Source organism: Clostridium sp. CM042 (assembly GCF_055080995.1).
This window is the reverse complement of record NZ_CM143646.1, coordinates 1650923-1669649: the sequence shown is the minus strand read 5'-3', so window position 1 is coordinate 1669649 and position 18727 is coordinate 1650923. Positions and strand designations below refer to the sequence as shown.

Below are 18727 nucleotides of genomic sequence, written 5' to 3'. Positions count from 1 at the left end.
TGGTAATTAAACTCTAGAAAATGCTTTTTTGTTGCCGATTACAAGCACTAAGACAAAGACAGAAGTCAGAGCTATAGTTCCCCCAGGGGCACAGTTTATGTAGTAAGATATAACAAGTCCTAAAATTATGTCAATAAAGCCGAACATTATCGAGTAAAGTAGGGTATGCTTAAAACCTTTATTTAGCTGCAGTGATGTGGCTACGGGTAACGCTATCATAGAGGACATAACAAGTATTCCGAGTATTCTTAGCGATGCTGAAATAGTAGCTCCTACGAGTAGCGCAAAAATATAGTTGATCACCTTAACTTTTACACCAGAAACCTTAGCACCTTCTTCATCGAAAGTAATATATAATAATTGATTATATAAAGAAAGTAGAGTTACTATAGAAATAATACTAAGTACAAGCATTATGTATAAATCATTTTTTGTAACAGTCAGTATGCTTCCAAATAAATAAGAATTAACATTAGCACCTGCTTTACCTGTACTTACTAAAGTTATACCAACACCTACACTAAATGTAAGTAAAATTGCTAAAATCAATTCTGCATATTTTTTATAATAATCTCTTAAAAATTCAATGGATAAACCGCATAGAGCTGTAAAAACAAAAGCACAAATTATAGGGTTATATCCAAGAACTAAGCCAATAGCAACCCCAGCGAAGGAGGCGTGCGACATAGTATCTCCCATCATGGAATACCTTTTTAATACAAGAAAAACTCCTACAATTGGGAACAAAATAGAAATTAAAACTGATGCAATTAAAGCATTTTGCATAAAACCATATTCAAACATAAAGTAATGCTACCTCCTTTCTTCATTTAATTTATTTTTATAATTATGTATATTATAAAGTATTCCACTACCATTACCCATTTCAAAAATATCAGTTGAATTATCTAATGCGGCTTTTAAATTATGTTCTACAGAAACAACTGTAATACCTAGATTTTTATTTAAGCCTTTAATAATTCTATATATATCTTCCATACTTTGAATGTCTATACCAGTAGAAGGCTCATCTAAAATTAATAGCTCAGGGTCACCAATTAAACTTCTAGCAATAAAGATTTTTTGTTGCTGACCTCCAGAAAGATTTCCAATAAGCGTATGAGTATGATTTTCCATACCTACAGCTTGAAGACTTTTTAAAATTAAACTTTTATCTTTAAGCTGCAATACTTTCCTGTGGCAATTTAGCATCTCATAAACTGTTATAGGAAACTGTGCATTAAAATTTTCAACTTTTTGCGCTACATATGCGATTTTAGAAGTAAATATAATAATTTGACCACTATTAGGTTTTAATAAGTTCAATATTAATTTAACTAAAGTACTCTTGGCACTACCATTTTCGCCTAGTATTGAGACATAGCTGCCTTTTTCAATTTTAAGATTAACCTTATCTAGTATATAGGGCTTTGAATTTGTATATGTAAAACATAAATTTTTTATGTTAATCATGTAAATCCTCCTCATTAATTCTTTCAGTTAACAACTATTAATTATTACAAAATTAACTATGCAAAAGGCAATAATAATATGTACAAAAAAATAGTAGCAACAAGTAGTATACACCTAAATGCGAATAACTTGCAATAATCTCTAGTGTTATTGATAAATAAATATATTAATATTTTTCATAAAATTTATATAATTGGTAAAACTGTATAGGGCGATACTTAATTTAAAAGTATATATAATATTATTTATAATATTATTTAAGTATCTACCAATAAGAGATACATATTGATATGTATTAAGAAAGGTAGTGTTATTATGAATAAAAACGAAATCGCAGCTCATGTGATTAGTAGAGTAGCGAAAGACAGCCAAGGAGAAATTACAGCATACGAACTTGAAAATGGAGAAATAGTTTCAAAAGAACAAGCAGTACTGCTTGCAAAACAAGGAAATATAAGTGGAGTTTCTGTCTCAACTTCAAAAAAAGGTGAAGAATTTTTAAAAAGTCTACCTGATCAAGATAAATCCAATAATTTAGACAGTTTACCAGTTATAGATGATAATGATATATATTAAAGTCATTAAAAAACAGGGACATTCGTTGTCCCTGTTTTTTAATGACTTTATAAGGAAGGACAGTTAACAACTAATGCACATTAATTGATTTGTAATTTATATCCAAAAAGTTTTTCCTTGAAAAAAGGGGAAGGTGTGTTTAAATGTGTTAATATTATGTAATAAACTATATAAGCAGGGGGGTAAACAAATGGAACTACTAAACAATACATTACAGTGTATTAAACCACTAAATAAAGAAGCTATGAAAAAGGCATGGGATAGACTTGATAGTTTATCAAAACCTATAGGGAGTCTTGGTGAAATAGAAAATATTATAGCTAAGATGGCAGGAATTACTGGAGAGATACATAATAAAATTAATAAAAAGAATGTAGTTATAATGTGCAGCGATAATGGAGTGGTGGAAGAAGATGTGTCTAACTGCCCTAAAAACGTAACGGCTATAGTTACTAATAATTTCACTAAAAAAATTACAGGTGTATATGTTTTAGCAAAATTTGTTGGAAGTGAGATTACAGTTGTAGATATAGGTGTTGATGCAGACTTTAACAATCCTAAAATTATAAATAGAAAAATTGCATATGGTACCATGAACATGATGAAGGGGCCGGCAATGACTAGGGAACAAACAATCAAAGCTATAGAAGTTGGAATCGATACAGTTGATGATTTAGCACGCAAGGGGTATGATTTGTTTGGTACCGGGGAAATGGGGGTAGGAAATACTGCCACAAGTGCAGCAATTTTGAGCGTTCTTTCAGGACTTGAAGTAGATGTGTCAGTAGGTAAAGGTTCAGGAATTACACAGGAGCAATTTATTAATAAAAAGAGGGTAATTAAGAAAGCTATTGAAGTAAATAAACCAGATAAAAATGATGTTATCGATGTACTTTCAAAAGTTGGAGGATTTGACATTGCAGGACTATGTGGGTGCTTCCTGTCAGCTGCGAAGAATAGAGTACCTATTGTTATTGATGGATTTATAGCCTCAGCAGCTGCGCTATGTGCTTATAGACTAAACCCATTAGTGAAGGAATATATATTTGCATCTCACTTATCTGCGGAACCGGGGGCAGCTTTTATAATGAAGGAAATAGGATTAAAACCTATGCTGAATTTGAACATGAGACTCGGCGAAGGGTCAGGGTGTCCCCTTGCTTTTAATATAATTGAGGCGGCGCTTTTTACTATGGATAATATGGGTACATTTGAAGAGGCGACGCTTGATAGCAAAAAATATATAGATATAAGGGAGAATACCATAGGGTAAAATTTAGGTGTGAGAATTTATGAATATTTATTTATTAAGGCATGGCCAGACTGAAGAAAATAGAAAAGGTTCATATTATGGTAATTTGGATATAAGTCTAAATGAAATTGGGATAACTCAAGGCAATAAGGCTAAAGATTTCTTTGATGACATAAAATTAGATAGAGTATATGTTAGTGACAAAAAAAGAACTTTAGAAATGGCAAAATTAGTTTTAGGACAACAGGAAATTGTAGTTATACAAGATAGTAGAATAAATGAAACTGATTTTGGAGATTTTGAAGGGAAAACATACGAGGAAATTAAAGTTTCATATCCTAAAGAGTGTATTTCTTGGCAAAATAATTGGAAGGAATTTGTACCTCCGAGTGGTGAAAGTTATATTAAACTATGTGAAAGAGTTAAGAACTTTATGGAGCATATTAAAAAGCTGGAATGTGATAATATTTTAATCTGCGCTCATTCGGGAGCCATAAGAGCTATATATTGTTATATTATGAATGAAAATATAGATTTGTTTTGGAAATTTGGTTGTAAAAATGGGGATATAAGCGTTATAAAATATGAATATGGTAATTTATATATTGATGCCATTATTCATAATGCATAGTTAGGAAATTGATCTGAGGTATATTTGTTTCTTGCGGATTACCTTTAAAATTAAAATAAAAATTACTATTTAGGAAAGAGGTGAGCTTTGCAAGGATACGTCTTTGCGAGCAAATAAAATGAGAGAATATTTAAATGACTTTTTACTGTTTTTCCAATTTTTTACACGAATACCTATAAATAAAAGTTTAAACTGTGACAAAGAAAACTTTAGGCGTGGATCCATATTTTTCCCCATGGTAGGATTATTTATAGGGATTGTCCAGTGGATAATTTATTATATATTAATAAAAGTGCTACCGGTAAATATTACAGCAATATTTGTAGTTATTATACCAATAGTTATTACTGGAGGATTACATGTAGATGGACTTGGAGATACCTGTGATGGTTTCTTTTCGTTTAAAGGTGATAAATATAAAATAATAGAAATTATGAAGGATAGCACAGTAGGAACTTACGCTACTATTGCTATAGTATTTGATATGTTAGCACGATATGCAGCGGTCTGCACTATCATAGGAATGAATCTACCACTCATATTAATTGCAACGCCAATAATTGCAAGATTTACCGTTGTTTTTATATCTTTTATTGGGAAAAATGCTAAAGAAACAGGCTCAGGCAATATATTTATTGGAAATATTGACATTACAAGGGTGGTAATTTCAGGTATTATAACTATTGCATTTGGAACTTTATTAATAGGATTTAATAAAAGTATTATATTGATAGTTTCAGCGTTACTTTTAAGTTATTTCTTTAATAAGTTTTGCGAGAGTAAAATTACAGGACTTACGGGAGATAGCTTGGGAGCCAATAATGAATTAGTTGAAATTCTAACTATGATTTTATTTATAGCAATAAATTAAGCTAAATATAGCAATAAATTAAGCTAAATAGGGACGGTTAACAATTATTTATCTTCTTTTTGGTACAAGTTGTTTATGAAAACTTGTACCTTTTTATCGTTGAATTAATTTATTGAACGATTATTTTAATTATTTTTATATTATATATTAGTGAAATGTTTTATTTTGAATGCTTGTCCAAGTTTATTAAATATAAATACATATATCGTATTTTAAATTTTTTTATTTACTACAAGAGATTAATAAATTATTACTAAGCATAACATTTAATAAAATCCATGATAATATTCTCGTATTTTTCTTCTGTTCCAATTAATTCGATGCCAATAGTGCTTAAGCTAGATACTCTAGCCTGTGTAATGTTTCCAAGAGTGCTGGATATATCGCTAGATTTAAAATTACAGAGGCTCCTCATTAGGACAACTGTTAACGCTTTTGCTCGTACAAGATTTCTACTGTACTTCATATAAAGATGAGTCTTTGATACATTCATCTTTGACGCTATAAATTCTATTATATCTTCTGGCTTAAAGTTTCTTACAAGTATCTTTCGTTCAAATTTATACTCTGTTTTTTCATCTTTAAATTCTATTTCTTGTTTTAATTTTTCTCTGTTACAGCGAAAGACAAGATTATAGTAATTTTTTCTTGCACTTTTTAGGTTATTACCAAAAGAACTCATAATAAATCTATAATCAACTAATTTAAAAGAATCATGCCTTTTTCCTAAAAATATGGCTAGACTAGAAAAAGCATATTTTTCAGGACAATTTTTATATTCATCTATATCCGTAGGATTATTGTGTATATATAGAGATAAAGTCTTCAAATATCGTTCATTATTAACTATTTTACCCTTAAACCTATCTTTAAAAAGATGTCCTTCCCTTTTATATTTTTTATTAAAGTACATTGCATAAGAAAAATTTATTCCATGCATTACTTTTGATATATCAGTACCATTAGCATCAATCATTAAATGTGAATGGTTATCCATAAGACAGTAACCGTAGATTTTAAAATTATAGAGAGATTTATACTTCTTTACAAGTGATAAATACTTATTCTTATCCTCATTATCCTTGAATAAATTTATTTCGCTTATACTTTTGCACATAATATGAAATATCGAGTCATCTGTTTTTTCTCTTGCTTTTCGTGGCATTTAAATCACCTTTCCTCATAGAGTTTTATTTGAATTATTGCCTATAAATCGGGACGATATTCATAGGCATAATCTTAAGCTAATATATAAATGATTTAAATAGTTGCTAACCGTCCCTAATTATTTTTTTATTTATTAAATTTAAGTTTACACTCTAAATATTGACAGTAAGGCTTAAATATAATATTATTAGAATTAATAGTAAAATTGAATATAATTTTAGGTGCCTTGAAATAGGTGAAAAGGGAATGTGGTTTAAATCCACAGCAGCCCCCGCTACTGTAATTGATGAAAAACTTTTAAATGCCACTTCGTAAATTAAAAATGAGGAGGGATAATTAAAGGAAGAATCAAAAGCCAGGAGACCTGCCTAAATGATGTTAACAAGCTTTCGGAGGGAAAGAACTATTTAATTATGGATTAATTAAAAAGTAGTCGCTATCGCATGCGTACTATTTTTTTTGTTTTAAAAAGCATTATATGTAAATGTTATGAGGAATTTAGGAAAATATTTAGTAAGGTGGATGAACGAAATGAAGAAGGCAATTTTAATTGTAAGTTTTGGAACAACACATGAAGATGCAAGAAAAGTAACTATCGATGCAATAGAAGAAAAAATAAGACATACTTTTGAAGGGTATGATATAAGAAGAGCATTTACTTCACATATTATTCTTAGAGTGCTTAAAAATAGGGATAATATTCATGTAGATACTCCAGAAGAAGCTTTGGAAAAGTTAAAGACCGAAGGATATAATGAGGTAATTGTTCAGCCTTTGCATGTTATTCCTGGAGTAGAATTTGATTATATAAATAATGTAGTTAATAGATATAAAGAATTTAAAACATTTGAGAATATAGTAATAGGAAGACCGCTTATATGTTTTAAGGGAGAAGAATTAGGCGTGCCAGATGATTACTCAATAATGGTAGACGCTCTCTCAAAGCAATTGCAACCAGAGGATACAGTAATTTTGATGGGTCATGGTACAAACCATATTGCAAATGCAGTATATTGCTGTTTTGAAAGCGTTTTAAGGGATAGAGGATTTAACAATGTTCATGTAGCAACCGTGGAAGGGTATCCAACTTTGGATAGAGTAATACCTAATGTTGCTGCTCAGGGTATTAGCGAAGTCACTTTAATGCCACTACTGCTCGTAGCGGGGGATCATGCCAAGAATGACATGGCGGGAGACACCGAAGACTCCTGGAAGAGTATTTTAGAGGCAAAAGGGTTTAAAGTTAAAATTTATCTGCATGGGTTAGGAGAAAATAGTGACGTTCAAGATATATATATACAGCATATTAATGATGTAATTAATGAAAAGTTTAAGAATGTAGGGAAAACACATAAGGGAAATTAAAATTCTGCGTAAGTTACAAGTAGAAAGGAAGGTATTCAATGATACATGGTGGAGATGTTTATACTAATGGATTACTTGAGGGTCGAGAATTAATAGATTACAGTTCTAATATTAATCCATTAGGGGTTCCGAGTAGCTTCACTGATAACATTAGTGAAGCAGTAGATGCTTTAACAAGATATCCAGATATTCAATATAGGGAGGTGTTGAAAGGATTAAAAGAATATATTAATTGCCCAAAAGAGTATTTTGTTTTAGGAAATGGGGCTGCAGAAATAATTGACTTAGTTATAGCTTGTCATAAAAGTTTACTAATTGTGGTGCCATCGTTTGTAGAGTACGAAATTGATGCTAAAAAGTGGAATTGTAGTATAGAGTATTCTTACTTAAAAGAGAAGATTAATGAGAATACCTTATTAAAGCATGAATATGCTGAACTTTCCTATGATTATGAGGATATTCTTAATAAATTACAGAGTGTAGAAGGTGTGGTTTTAGGTAATCCAAATAATCCCAATGGCAATATCATAAATAAGGCTGAGTTTCAACAAATTCTTGAATATTGTGAGCGTAATGACAAAGTCATAATAATAGATGAGGCTTTTATAGAATTTACTGGAGATTCACAGCATAGTTTCAGTGAAAAAGTTAAAACATACAAATGTTTATTTATAATAAGAGCATTAACCAAATTTTTTGCGATGCCTGGTATAAGATTTGGGTATGGAATAAGTAGTAACGTAGACTTATTAAAAAAAATTAAAGAAAAACAAAACCCCTGGAACATAAACTGTTTTGCAGAAGTCGCTGCACTCCATGTGTTAAAAGATAATGTTTATATTGAAAAAAGCAAAGAGTGGATAAGTGGCGAAAGGCCTAGGTTTATAAGATCACTTGAAAATATTTCATTTATAAATAAAGTCTATTTAACCTATGGAAATTATGTATTATGCAAATTAAAAGGATTAGACGCAGAGACACTTTATAAACTATGTATAGCTCAAGGATTTGTTATAAGAAAAGCAGACAATTTTAGAGGACTAGATAAACAATATGTAAGGCTTGCTATTAAGGATAATGATAGGAATGGAAAAGTGATTCAGTGTTTGAAAAACTTAGAATTGATAGTGAAAACATTGGGGACAGTTAACAACTAATTGCACGTTAGAGGACAGTCCGCAAAAGGATGTGAATATAAATGAAGAGTATAGTCATAGCTTCGAATTCAAGTGGTGGTGGTAAAACCACAGTAACACTCGGAATTATGAAAGCGTTTAAAAATAGGGGATTTGAGATACAAGGGTATAAAGTAGGACCTGATTATATAGACTCAGCTTTTCATACAAAGATAACCGGTAAAGATTCTAGAAATTTGGATTTATATCTTATGGGGGAGGCGGGAGTTAAGGCTAGTTTTTCTAGAGGATGCGGAGACTTGGGAGTAGTTGAAGGCGTAATGGGTTTATATGATGGAAAAGGCATAGATACATCCTATTCTACGTATCACGTGTCAAAGGTTTTAGATTTGCCTATCATACTTGTATTGTCTCCAAAGGCTCAGGTAGCAACCCTTTGTGCAGAAATTAATGGAATAGCGAATTTCAAAGACTCGAATATAAAGGGCATAATACTAAACAACATAACAGAAAATTATTATAAGCTACTTAAGGCAGCAATTAAAGAAAACTGTAACTTGAAGGTGTTAGGCTATCTTCCAAAAGATGAACGATTAAGCTTGGAAAGTAGGCACTTAGGGCTAATTCAAAGCAGTGAATTAGAGGATCTAGATGAGAAAATTGAAATCTGTGCCAAGTTATTAGAAAAGCATTTGGATATGGATCTATTATTAGAACAATTTAAAGAAAGTGAAAGGTATGTAGATGATTTCCATGTGGAGAATAAGGGGAAAAGGATAGCTGTAGCTTATGACAAGGCCTTTAGTTTTTATTATAAAGAAAACTTAGAGCTTCTAGAGGAAATGGGACAAGTTATATATTTTAGTCCAATTAAAGATAAGAAGATACCTAGCAATATTGATTTTCTTTATATAGGTGGAGGGTACCCTGAGGTTTTTATAAAGGAGCTATCTGAAAATACATCAATGCTTGGCAGTATAAAAAAAGCTCTTGATAATGGGCTGCACTGTTATGCTGAATGTGGAGGATTAATGTACCTTACTGAGGGAGAAAAACTGCAAGGCAAAGAAGAAATATCACATAATACCGTTGGCTTTTTTAAGGGGTATTACACCTTAACAAAAAAACTTCAGAACTTTGGGTATGCAGAAATAAAGGTAGAGGTAGAAAATAAGATTTTATCACAAAATATGAGTATAAACTGTCATGAGTTTCATAAATCTTTTGTTAATTTATCTGAAGAAAAGGTATTTAAGCTTTCTAAAGAAGGTTATGATGGAAACAAGAAAAATTGGCAATGTGGATATGTTAAAAAAAATACTATAGCAGCTTATGGACATGTGCATTTTTTTGGAAACTTACAATGGTTTAACGAGATTTTCAAATAGGTTAATTAGTTATTAACCGTCCCTACCTATTGCCTACTTATTGGAACACTTATTTAAATTAAAAGAAAAGGAGATTAAAATATGGATTATATAAAGATTCCTATGGATATAGAAAAAAAAAGCTTTGAAATTATTGGAGAAGAAATGGGAGAAAATAAATTTTCTAGCAGAGAGCTTTCAATAATTAAAAGAGTAATACATACTACAGCAGATTTCGATTATAAAAACATAGTTTATATTAGGGATGGAGCAATAGACGCGGCTGTAGAGTTACTTAAAAAAGGAGCTACCATTTATACTGATACAAAAATGGCGCTGGCAGGTATAAACAAAAAAGCTCTTAAAGATTTAAATTGTAAGGCTTTATGCTATGTAAGCGATGAAAAAGTGGCAGAGATAGCAAAAGCGCGTCACATAACTCGATCTATGGCAGCAGTTGAAAAAGCGGTAGATGATGGAGTAGAATTTTTCATATTTGGTAATGCACCTACAGCTTTGTTTAGATTAAAGGAATTAATCCAGGAAGGAAAGTGTAATGCTAAATTTATATTGGCAGCACCTATAGGTTTTGTTGGAGCAGCAGAATCTAAGAAAGAAATTGAAAAATTAGATCTTCCAATGATAACAGTGCGAGGAAGAAAAGGTGGAAGCACAGTTGCTGCATCTATTTTAAATGCACTGATGTACATGATAGTAGATAGAAGTTAGTAATCTACTGGAGTTTCATAGTTATTAGGCATTTTGAAATAAATGTTAGGTATCTTTAAATGAATAAGAAACTTAACAGGGGGTACATAATAATGCTGAATTTATATGTTAATAGTAATGGTAAAAAACTTAGATGCGGATATACCACTGGATCTTGCGCTGCTGGGGCCGCAAAAGCTGCCACGCAAATCTTATTTTATGATACTGAAATAGACGAAATAAGAATAGACACCCCAAAGGGTATAGAATTATTACTTCCAATATATAAGGTAGTAAAAGGAGAAAATTTTGCTGAGTGTTGTATTATAAAGGATGGGGGAGATGACCCTGATGCAACCAATGGTATGGAAATATGGGCAAGGGCTGATAAAGCAGAGTCAGGATATACTCTAAAAGGTGGAAAAGGCGTTGGAGTAGTTAGAGGGGAAGGATTGTACGTACCTAAAGGGGAATGGGCAATAAACCCGATACCTAGAAAAATGATAGAAAAAGAAGTGAAACAGGTACTTCCCAAGGCCTCTGGGATTATAATAACTGTATTTGTACCTAAAGGGGAAGAAGTAGCTAAAAAAACATTTAATCCTAGACTTGGCATTGAAGGTGGTGTATCAATACTCGGAACTACAGGTATTGTAACGCCGATGTCAGAGGAAGCTCTCACACAATCTATACATATAGAAATATGTCAAAAAGTAGCTGCGGGGCATAAAAATCTCACCTTGGTTTTTGGAAATATGGGAGAGGATATGGCGACGCAGGTAGGCCTTGAAACTGACAATATAGTAATGATTTCAAACTTTATAGGATTTGCACTAAACAGTTGTATGGAAAAAGAAGTAGAAAGTGTAATTTTAGTAGGACATATAGGAAAGGTAAGTAAAATTGCAGCAGGATGTTTTCAAACTCACAGTAGAGTATGTGATGTGAGGCTTGAGGTAATAGCTTTAGAACTGGCCTTGGTTGGAGCGCCTACGCAGCTTATTACACAGGTGTATAAGGAAAAAACTACTGAAGGAGCAATAAAGCTAGTAGGTGAAGAATATAAGGATATATATGGAAATATTGCAAAAAAGGTAAAGCGAAAATTATTCCAGTATACTTATGAAACAATTCCGGCAGAGGTTATTATGTTTTCTATGGATAAGGGAATTCTGTGTGACACCAGGAAAAAAGTAGGGACGGTTAACAACTAATGCAAAGGACAAAGAAGTAGGGACAGTTAACAACTAATGAATAAATAATAAATAAAAAACTAAATATTGAAAGGTAGCAGGGTATATGGTTTATATAGTGGGTATTGGGCCTGGAAGCCCTAAATATATTATTCCTTTGGCAGTAGAGACTATGGGGAATGTTGATGTAATCATAGGCTTTGAAAGAGCTACAATGAGTATACCTAAGCTTAATGTCAAAAAGATAGTAGTGAAAACATTAAAGGATATTATGGAGTATATAACAAGAAACATAGAGAAAGATATCGCAATAATAGCATCTGGTGATCCGTGTTTTTATGGTATAACAAATTATATAAAGAATAATTTTAAAGGCGAAATAGAAATAATACCTGGTATAAGTTCTTTTCAATACTTAATGTGTAAGCTCCAAAAACCGTGGCAAAATGCTTATTTAGGAAGTATGCATGGAAGACGAGAAGAATTCATAAAAGTTGTGAGGGAACACGAGATATCTGTGTGGCTTACGGATAAAAGTAATTCGCCACAAGCACTATGTACAAAACTCTATGAAAATAATATTAAAGCAACAGCATATGTTGGGGAAGAATTATCATACGAGGATGAAAGAATAATAAAAGGTACAGTGGAAGAAATTAAGGGGAAAACTTTTGACGACCTTAGTGTGGTTGTTATTGAAAATTTAAATTAAGTAAGGCACATAAAGATAAACAATAATATCGATTTGTTTGTGATTACTTGGATATGGAGGATTAAACATGGCAAAATTATATGGTGTAGGGGTAGGACCTGGAGATAAGGAATTACTTACAATAAAAGCAATAAAAACTATTGGGAAATGTGATGTAATAGTAGTGCCTAGTGCTATGAATGGAGGCAAAAGTATAGCACATGAAATAGCAGAAGAATATATAAGCAAGGACTCTGAGGTGCTAGTTAAGCATTTTCCGATGGGGGGAGAAGAGCAGGAATCTAAAATATATGAAGCATTTAAAGCTGTTGAAGAAAAGCTAAAAGCTGGAAAAGATGTGGCTTTTTTAACTATAGGAGACCCGTTTGTATATAGTACATACATATATCTTTTAAATTATATAAAGGAAAGCGGATATGAAGTTGAAACAGTTCCAGGCATAACATCATTTTGTGCTTGTGCGAGTATTGCAAATGAGTATTTAGTAATTGGTAATGAGCCTCTTTTAATACTTCCAGCATCTAGGCTCGATACTATAAAGGATGAAAAATTCTTAGTAATTATGAAGGTTTATAAAGTAGAAGAAGAAGTAATAAATCATCTAGAAGCAAAGGGATATAGCTATGTATATGTTAAAAAAGCAGGTAGGGAAGGGCAAGAAGTTCTAAGAAGCCGTGCGGATATATTAAAAAATAAAGAGTACATGAGTTTAATAATTGCTAAGAAGTAATAAGGTAGGGATAGGTAATAACTAATTAAGGTGGGACAGTTAACAACTATATCATAATAATTAATAAGGGATAGGTGGATTTTATGGTTTATTTTATAGGTGCAGGGCCAGGAGATGTGGATTTAATAACAGTTAAGGGAAGAAATATATTATCTAGTGCAGATGTAGTTATATATGCGGGATCGCTTGTGAGTGCTGAGCATATGACTTTCTGTAAGGAAGATGCAGTAATTCATAATTCTGCTTCCATGACACTCGAAGAAGTTATCGAAGTTATGAGAAAGGCACACATTGAAAATAAAAATGTAGTAAGACTGCATACTGGAGACCCAGCTATATACGGAGCTATAAAAGAACAAATGGACGAGCTTGATAAACTAAATATAGGTTATTCAATAGTACCAGGAGTAAGCTCCTTTTCAGCAGCAGCTTCTGTTATAAAAAAAGAATTTACGCTTCCAAGTGTAACTCAAACTTTAATTTTAACAAGAGTAGAGGGCAGAACCCCAGTACCTGAAACAGAGGATTTAGAAAGGCTTGCATCGGTTGGAGCATCTATGGCTATTTTTCTATCTATAAGTATGATAGACAAAGTAGTTGCAAAGCTTAAAGCAGGTTACGGAAGAAATGTTCCAATAGCTGTGATTGAAAGAGCTACTTGGTCAGATGAAAGAGCTATTATTGGAACTTTAGATGATATAGCAGAGAAGGTAAAAATAGCTAAAATAACAAAATGTGCTCAAATTCTTGTAGGCGATTTTATAGATTGTGAATATGAAAAGAGCCTTTTGTATGACAAGACATTTACACATATGTTTAGAGAAGGAAAAAAATAAATAGCGAAGGGGACGATGAATTGGGAAAATTATATGTAATAGGAATAGGACCAGGTGGACTTTCTCATATGACAATAAGAGCAATGGAAGCCATTAAAGAGAGTGATATAGTTGTAGGGTATAACAAATATATAGATATGATAAAACCATTATTACAAGGCAAGGAAGTATTCTCTACAGGTATGAAGGGAGAAGAAGAGAGATGCAAAAGGGCATTAGAGCTTTGCCACGGCAAGATAGTTAGTGTAATAAGTACTGGTGATGCTGGAATTTACGGAATGGCAGGATTAATTCTTCAGCTTCGAATAGACGAGGAGGTTGAGGTTATTCCAGGAGTTACAGCATCGTCAGCAGCAGCTTCAGTACTAGGAGCACCTTTAATGCATGACAATTGTAATATCAGCTTAAGCGATTTAATGACTCCATATGAATTAATTACAAAAAGAGTAAGGTTAGCCGCAGAAGGCGATTTCATAATTTCATTATACAATCCTAAAAGTAAGGGTAGACCTCATTATTTAAGAGAAAGTATAAATGCAATAAGAAAATATCGAGCAGGAACTGTACCAATAGCTGTAGTTAAAAATGCGCTTAGAGATGGACAAGAAGTAAGTATATCTACATTAGATACCTTTGACGAAAACATAGTTGATATGCTTTCAATTGTTATAATTGGTAACAGCCAAAGTTATGTAAAAGATGGTAAGTTTATAACGCCAAGAGGGTATAAGGTTTAAAGAAATTGAGGGACAGTTAACAGCAGCTCCGTAGGAGATAATTTAAGTTTCTAGCAACTAATAAACAACACAAAGTTGTTAACCGTCCCCAACTATTTTAGGATGTGAATAAAAATGATAGGTTTAATTGTAGGTACTTCAGAGGGGAAAAATATTCTCTCAGGATTGAATGAGTTTACAGAGGATATTTTCATTTCAACAGCTACTGCTTATGGCGCAGATCTTTTGAAAGATTATAAATATAAAATTTTCAATGAAAAACCATTAAACCTTTCAGGGTTGATGAAAGTCATACGATTACATGATATAAAAATATTAATTGATGCATCTCACCCCTATGCTCTAGAAATTACTGAAAATGCAATGGAAGCATGTAAAATCTATGGAGTACAATATGTTAGATATGAGAGGCCATCAGTTATTGAAAAGTTTAAGGAAAATAAAAACGTTATTGTGGTGGAAGATTATGATAGTCTCTATAAACAGCTTACAAAAGTAGAGGGAAATATTTTAAATACCACAGGTAGCAGAAATATAGACAAAATTCTAAGCTTTAATTTAAATAATAGGATAATACATAGAGTTTTACCTTCTGTTAAGGTTCTAGAAGAGATTTTAGAATTAGGAATAAGAGTTGAGGATATAGTGGCAATGAAGGGTCCTGTAGGCTATGAATTAAATTGTGGCTTTATTAAAGAATATAAGGCTAAAGCAATACTAATGAAGGATAGCGGAGTTCAAGGTGGAACTGAAGGCAAAATAAAAGCAGCTATAGATAATAATATACCAGCGTTTATAATAGGAAGAAAACCAATGGAATATTCAGAGGTGTTTTATAGTGAAATAGAACTTATAAAATATATATCGGATTTAACAATGTGAAAATTAGTTTATACAAACCCCTTTAGTTTAACATTAACTAAAGGGGTTTATAATTATGTATTATTTTAATTAGTGATTAACTGTCCCCCATATCTGCATACATTTATAGCCATTTGGACAAACTAATAAAAGTAATATAAATGATTGTGGATGTATCACTATTGATACACATATATTATAGTGATATAATAATGATATTATATAATGTAGGAGGATTTAATTTGAATAAAATAGCGTTGATTACAGACACTACAAGCGATTTAAGTAAAGAAACAATAGAGAAATATAATATAAATGTATTACCCTTTAGGATTATCTATTCTGATAGAGAATATTTGGATAATGTAGATATTACGCCACAAGAAGTTTATGATAATATGAAAAAAGAAGTACCTACATCATCTTTGCCATCAATGAAGGATATGGAAGAACTGTTTTTGAAATTAGAAGAAGAAGGATACACTCACGTTATAGCAATAACTTTATCTACTGGGTTATCAGGTATATTTAATGCTGTGAAGCTTACAAGTGAAAATCATCCAAGTATTATTACTCATGTATGTGATTCACAATCTATAGCCCTGGGCGAGGGATTAATAGTAACGGAATGTGGAAAGCTGATACAAGAAGGAAAGAGTTTTGAAGAAATTGTTGAAGCTATTCCATCTATTAAAAAAAGAATCCATCTATATTTTGTAGTAGGGACTCTAGAGTACTTAAAAAAAGGTGGAAGAATAGGGAAAGTTGCAGGCACAATAGCTGAGCTTTTAAACATTAAACCTATAATCTCGTTTGATGATGACGGTAAGTATTGTACATGTGAAAAGGTAAGGGGTAGAAAGCAATCTCTTAATAAGCTTGTAGAACTTACAAACAATATTTTAGATAAAAAGAAGTGTAAGGTGTATCTATTGCACGGTGATGCATTAGAAGAGTCTAAAAAAGTAATGGAAAGTATAAGTCTCCATCCAAATGCTATTTCTGTAGAATTCGGAGGATGTATAAGCCCTGTATCAGGGGTTCATAGTGGACCAGGTTTGGTAGGAATGGTTTGTATAGAGGAACCTTAAATAAAAATGGATGATATAGTGAATAAAGATAGTGAGATAAACATTAGGGCGCAGGAAAAGAAGTTGTACGTTGAATACAAGAAAAAACTTTTAGAACTCCGAAAAGTTAAAAAGGAAAAAGAAGCAGTGGGTCAGGTATTCACAAAAGGGTTACTGCCTTTGTACGTACTATACATTCTAAGTTTAGGCGAAACTAATGGAAACGATATATCTCATAAAATTGGTGATAGAACAAATGGTCTTTGGATTCCTAGTACAGGCGGCATATATCCTCTTTTAAAAAAAATAGAAAAAGAAAAATTGGTTATTGGGGAATGGAGTAATTCTAAGAAAGCACAGAAAATTTATAAAATCACGGTGGAAGGTAGAAGGCAGCTAGAAAATAAAAAATACCTACTACAAGATAAAATAGAAGAGGCTTTAGAGGTATTTAAAATAATTTATAGTGATTTATATAATTAAATCATCTTCTGCGAAGCTGCAATATCAACGACTTCAGAAGGAGAGTTAGAATTTCATTGAAGTTTTCTTTTTTGCTGTGGTAGCTACCCCAACTTATAGAAGTTGGGGGACTATCCTTCTGAAATGTCGTTAAATATTATAACAAAAGAAGCTGCAGGTGAACTCACCCAAGGGGTGTACTCACCCAAAGGGTGTACTATCACTTGCAGCTTCTTTTGAATTCCACTAATTTAAAGCTTAAGCTTTAAGTCTCCTTCACTAATCCAACCTTTCTTCCTCATAATCTCTGAGAAGAGTATCGTTAAAATAGCAGGGGCTATAAAGTGTAGAAGTAATATTTTTAAAACTATCACTGAAGTAGGTTGGCTACCCTGCATAGCGGCAAGGGTTCCAAATTGACCTACAAGACCACTAGTTCCCATACCTGCACCTAGAGAATTATTTTTCATAGAGAAAATGGTAGTAGAAAGAGGTCCAAGTATTGCACCGGCAAGCGTTGGAGGTATCCAAACTTGAGGACGTCTTATTATGTTAGGTACTTGTAGCATAGAGGTACCTAGTCCTTGAGATACTAGACCACTTATCTTATTTTCTCTATAACTAGAAACAGCAAAACCTATCATTTGAGCACTGCAACCAACAGTGGCAGCACCTGCTGCAAGGCCAGACATTTTTAGCGAAATTGCTATGGCGGCACTACTAATTGGAGCAGTAAGCGCTAAACCCATTAAAGTAGATACAGCAATACCCATTGGAATTGGCATAAGAGTTGTAGCAGAATTTATGACTGCACCAAAATCCGTCATAAGAACTGAGATATAAGGGCCAACAAACTTACCTGCTATACTTCCAGTAACAATAGTAACAATTGGAACTATAACAATGTCAATCTTAGTCTTTCCACTCGCAAAGTTGCCAAGCTCTGCACCTATTACTGCAGCAATGAAAGCCCCTACTGGGCCACCACCCATATACATATATCCAAAGGCACCAGTAGCAGCGCAGGAAAACATAGTAAGTGGGGTAACCTTTAAGCCCCAAGCTATAGCTACACCAATGGCTGCGCCAACTACAGGTGATTTAGCTGAAATAATTTCTGCAAATTCTTCAAGAAAGATTAGGCCAGGAACTTTTGATAATTGACTTAGTATTAGTCCAATGATTAATGAAGCAAATAGACCTAATGCCATTGCACTTAAGGCATCTAAGAAATATCGTTTAAGACCTTTTTTTACAACAGTTTTAAATTTTTCCATGAGGTTTCCTCCTAATAAAATAAATACGTTGCTAAGTTATGAATATAAAGGATGTTTATAATATTATGTACATTAACTGGTATTTAACTCGCTATATATGTATACACTGGTGTATATACATATATAGCTGACAACATTATAACATCTTATTATAAACACATCAATAAGATATACGAAAAAAATAACAAGTCAAATATACTAGTATATTTGACTTGTTATTTTTGAATGTGCAAACACACATAAAAAAACATAAAGCACCAGGAAGATTTCCTAGCACTTTATGTATTAAATCATACTATTAAT

The 18727-nt window shown here is 32.3% G+C and carries 20 protein-coding genes and 1 riboswitch; of the genes, 16 read left to right on the top strand and 4 right to left on the bottom strand.

Annotated features, from left to right (window positions below):
* Positions 1–6 precede the first annotated feature (6 nt).
* Both ACWJJ7_RS07900 and ACWJJ7_RS07895 read right to left on the bottom strand, forming a co-directional pair.
* Positions 7–804 (bottom strand): metal ABC transporter permease, encoded by a 798-nt coding sequence (locus ACWJJ7_RS07900; protein WP_462964693.1) that lies wholly within the window; start codon positions 802–804, stop codon positions 7–9.
* A gap of 9 nt (positions 805–813) precedes the next feature.
* Entirely contained in the window at positions 814–1473 is a 660-nt protein-coding gene (locus tag ACWJJ7_RS07895) for a metal ABC transporter ATP-binding protein (RefSeq protein WP_462964692.1), read from the bottom strand.
* A 315-nt stretch (positions 1474–1788) separates the two neighbouring features.
* Here ACWJJ7_RS07895 and ACWJJ7_RS07890 point away from each other — a divergent pair, with 315 nt between their 5' ends.
* The 4 genes from ACWJJ7_RS07890 (at position 1789) to cobS (ending at position 4803) form a co-directional block, all read left to right on the top strand.
* Positions 1789–2049 (top strand): DUF3892 domain-containing protein, encoded by a 261-nt coding sequence (locus ACWJJ7_RS07890; RefSeq protein ID WP_462964691.1) that lies wholly within the window; start codon positions 1789–1791, stop codon positions 2047–2049.
* A 190-nt stretch (positions 2050–2239) separates the two neighbouring features.
* Positions 2240–3322 carry a nicotinate-nucleotide--dimethylbenzimidazole phosphoribosyltransferase gene (cobT, locus tag ACWJJ7_RS07885; protein WP_462964690.1) on the top strand — a complete coding sequence of 361 codons (1083 nt, stop codon included), beginning with the start codon at positions 2240–2242 and terminating at the stop codon, positions 3320–3322.
* A gap of 19 nt (positions 3323–3341) precedes the next feature.
* A complete protein-coding gene (gene cobC, locus ACWJJ7_RS07880; RefSeq protein WP_462964689.1) occupies positions 3342–3932 on the top strand; it encodes an alpha-ribazole phosphatase in 591 nt (196 codons plus the stop codon).
* Between the two features lie 118 nt (positions 3933–4050).
* Positions 4051–4803, top strand: coding sequence for an adenosylcobinamide-GDP ribazoletransferase (gene cobS, locus ACWJJ7_RS07875; protein WP_462964961.1), 753 nt, complete (start codon positions 4051–4053; stop codon positions 4801–4803).
* A 253-nt stretch (positions 4804–5056) separates the two neighbouring features.
* Here the strand turns inward: cobS and ACWJJ7_RS07870 are convergent, their stop codons facing one another.
* Positions 5057–5968, bottom strand: coding sequence for a transposase (locus tag ACWJJ7_RS07870; RefSeq protein WP_462964688.1), 912 nt, complete (start codon positions 5966–5968; stop codon positions 5057–5059).
* Positions 5969–6171: 203 nt separating this feature from the next.
* Positions 6172–6356, top strand: a riboswitch (cobalamin riboswitch).
* A 145-nt stretch (positions 6357–6501) separates the two neighbouring features.
* On the opposite strand from ACWJJ7_RS07870, the gene ACWJJ7_RS07865 reads away from it, so the two are divergent.
* The 12 genes from ACWJJ7_RS07865 (at position 6502) to ACWJJ7_RS07810 (ending at position 17168) form a co-directional block, all read left to right on the top strand.
* Positions 6502–7335: a sirohydrochlorin cobaltochelatase gene (locus tag ACWJJ7_RS07865; protein WP_462964687.1), complete on the top strand. Its 834-nt coding sequence runs from the start codon at positions 6502–6504 to the stop codon at positions 7333–7335.
* 38 nt (positions 7336–7373) lie between these two features.
* On the top strand, positions 7374–8492 hold the full coding sequence (locus tag ACWJJ7_RS07860) for a pyridoxal phosphate-dependent aminotransferase (RefSeq protein ID WP_462964686.1): 1119 nt from the start codon (positions 7374–7376) through the stop codon (positions 8490–8492).
* 41 nt (positions 8493–8533) lie between these two features.
* Positions 8534–9859, top strand: a complete 1326-nt coding sequence (locus ACWJJ7_RS07855; RefSeq protein ID WP_462964685.1) for a cobyrinate a,c-diamide synthase — start codon at positions 8534–8536, stop codon at positions 9857–9859.
* Between the two features lie 81 nt (positions 9860–9940).
* Positions 9941–10567 (top strand): precorrin-8X methylmutase, encoded by a 627-nt coding sequence (locus ACWJJ7_RS07850; RefSeq protein ID WP_462964684.1) that lies wholly within the window; start codon positions 9941–9943, stop codon positions 10565–10567.
* Positions 10568–10659: 92 nt separating this feature from the next.
* Positions 10660–11760, top strand: coding sequence for a cobalt-precorrin-5B (C(1))-methyltransferase CbiD (gene cbiD, locus ACWJJ7_RS07845; RefSeq protein ID WP_462964683.1), 1101 nt, complete (start codon positions 10660–10662; stop codon positions 11758–11760).
* A gap of 85 nt (positions 11761–11845) precedes the next feature.
* Positions 11846–12451: a precorrin-6y C5,15-methyltransferase (decarboxylating) subunit CbiE gene (cbiE, locus tag ACWJJ7_RS07840; RefSeq protein ID WP_462964682.1), complete on the top strand. Its 606-nt coding sequence runs from the start codon at positions 11846–11848 to the stop codon at positions 12449–12451.
* 67 nt (positions 12452–12518) lie between these two features.
* Entirely contained in the window at positions 12519–13181 is a 663-nt protein-coding gene (locus ACWJJ7_RS07835; protein ID WP_462964681.1) for a cobalt-factor II C(20)-methyltransferase, read from the top strand.
* A gap of 74 nt (positions 13182–13255) precedes the next feature.
* The gene (gene cobM / locus ACWJJ7_RS07830) at positions 13256–14017 is read left to right on the top strand and encodes a precorrin-4 C(11)-methyltransferase (protein ID WP_462964680.1); all 762 of its coding nucleotides are present in this window, start codon (positions 13256–13258) and stop codon (positions 14015–14017) included.
* Positions 14018–14037: 20 nt separating this feature from the next.
* Positions 14038–14754, top strand: a complete 717-nt coding sequence (gene cobJ, locus ACWJJ7_RS07825; RefSeq protein ID WP_462964679.1) for a precorrin-3B C(17)-methyltransferase — start codon at positions 14038–14040, stop codon at positions 14752–14754.
* A gap of 114 nt (positions 14755–14868) precedes the next feature.
* Entirely contained in the window at positions 14869–15636 is a 768-nt protein-coding gene (locus ACWJJ7_RS07820; RefSeq protein WP_462964678.1) for a cobalt-precorrin-6A reductase, read from the top strand.
* 221 nt (positions 15637–15857) lie between these two features.
* Positions 15858–16706: a DegV family protein gene (locus tag ACWJJ7_RS07815; protein ID WP_462964677.1), complete on the top strand. Its 849-nt coding sequence runs from the start codon at positions 15858–15860 to the stop codon at positions 16704–16706.
* A 6-nt stretch (positions 16707–16712) separates the two neighbouring features.
* Positions 16713–17168, top strand: coding sequence for a PadR family transcriptional regulator (locus ACWJJ7_RS07810; RefSeq protein WP_462964676.1), 456 nt, complete (start codon positions 16713–16715; stop codon positions 17166–17168).
* Positions 17169–17398: 230 nt separating this feature from the next.
* Here ACWJJ7_RS07810 and ACWJJ7_RS07805 read toward each other — a convergent pair whose 3' ends face one another.
* Entirely contained in the window at positions 17399–18424 is a 1026-nt protein-coding gene (locus ACWJJ7_RS07805) for a PTS transporter subunit IIC (RefSeq protein ID WP_462964675.1), read from the bottom strand.
* Positions 18425–18727 lie beyond the last annotated feature (303 nt).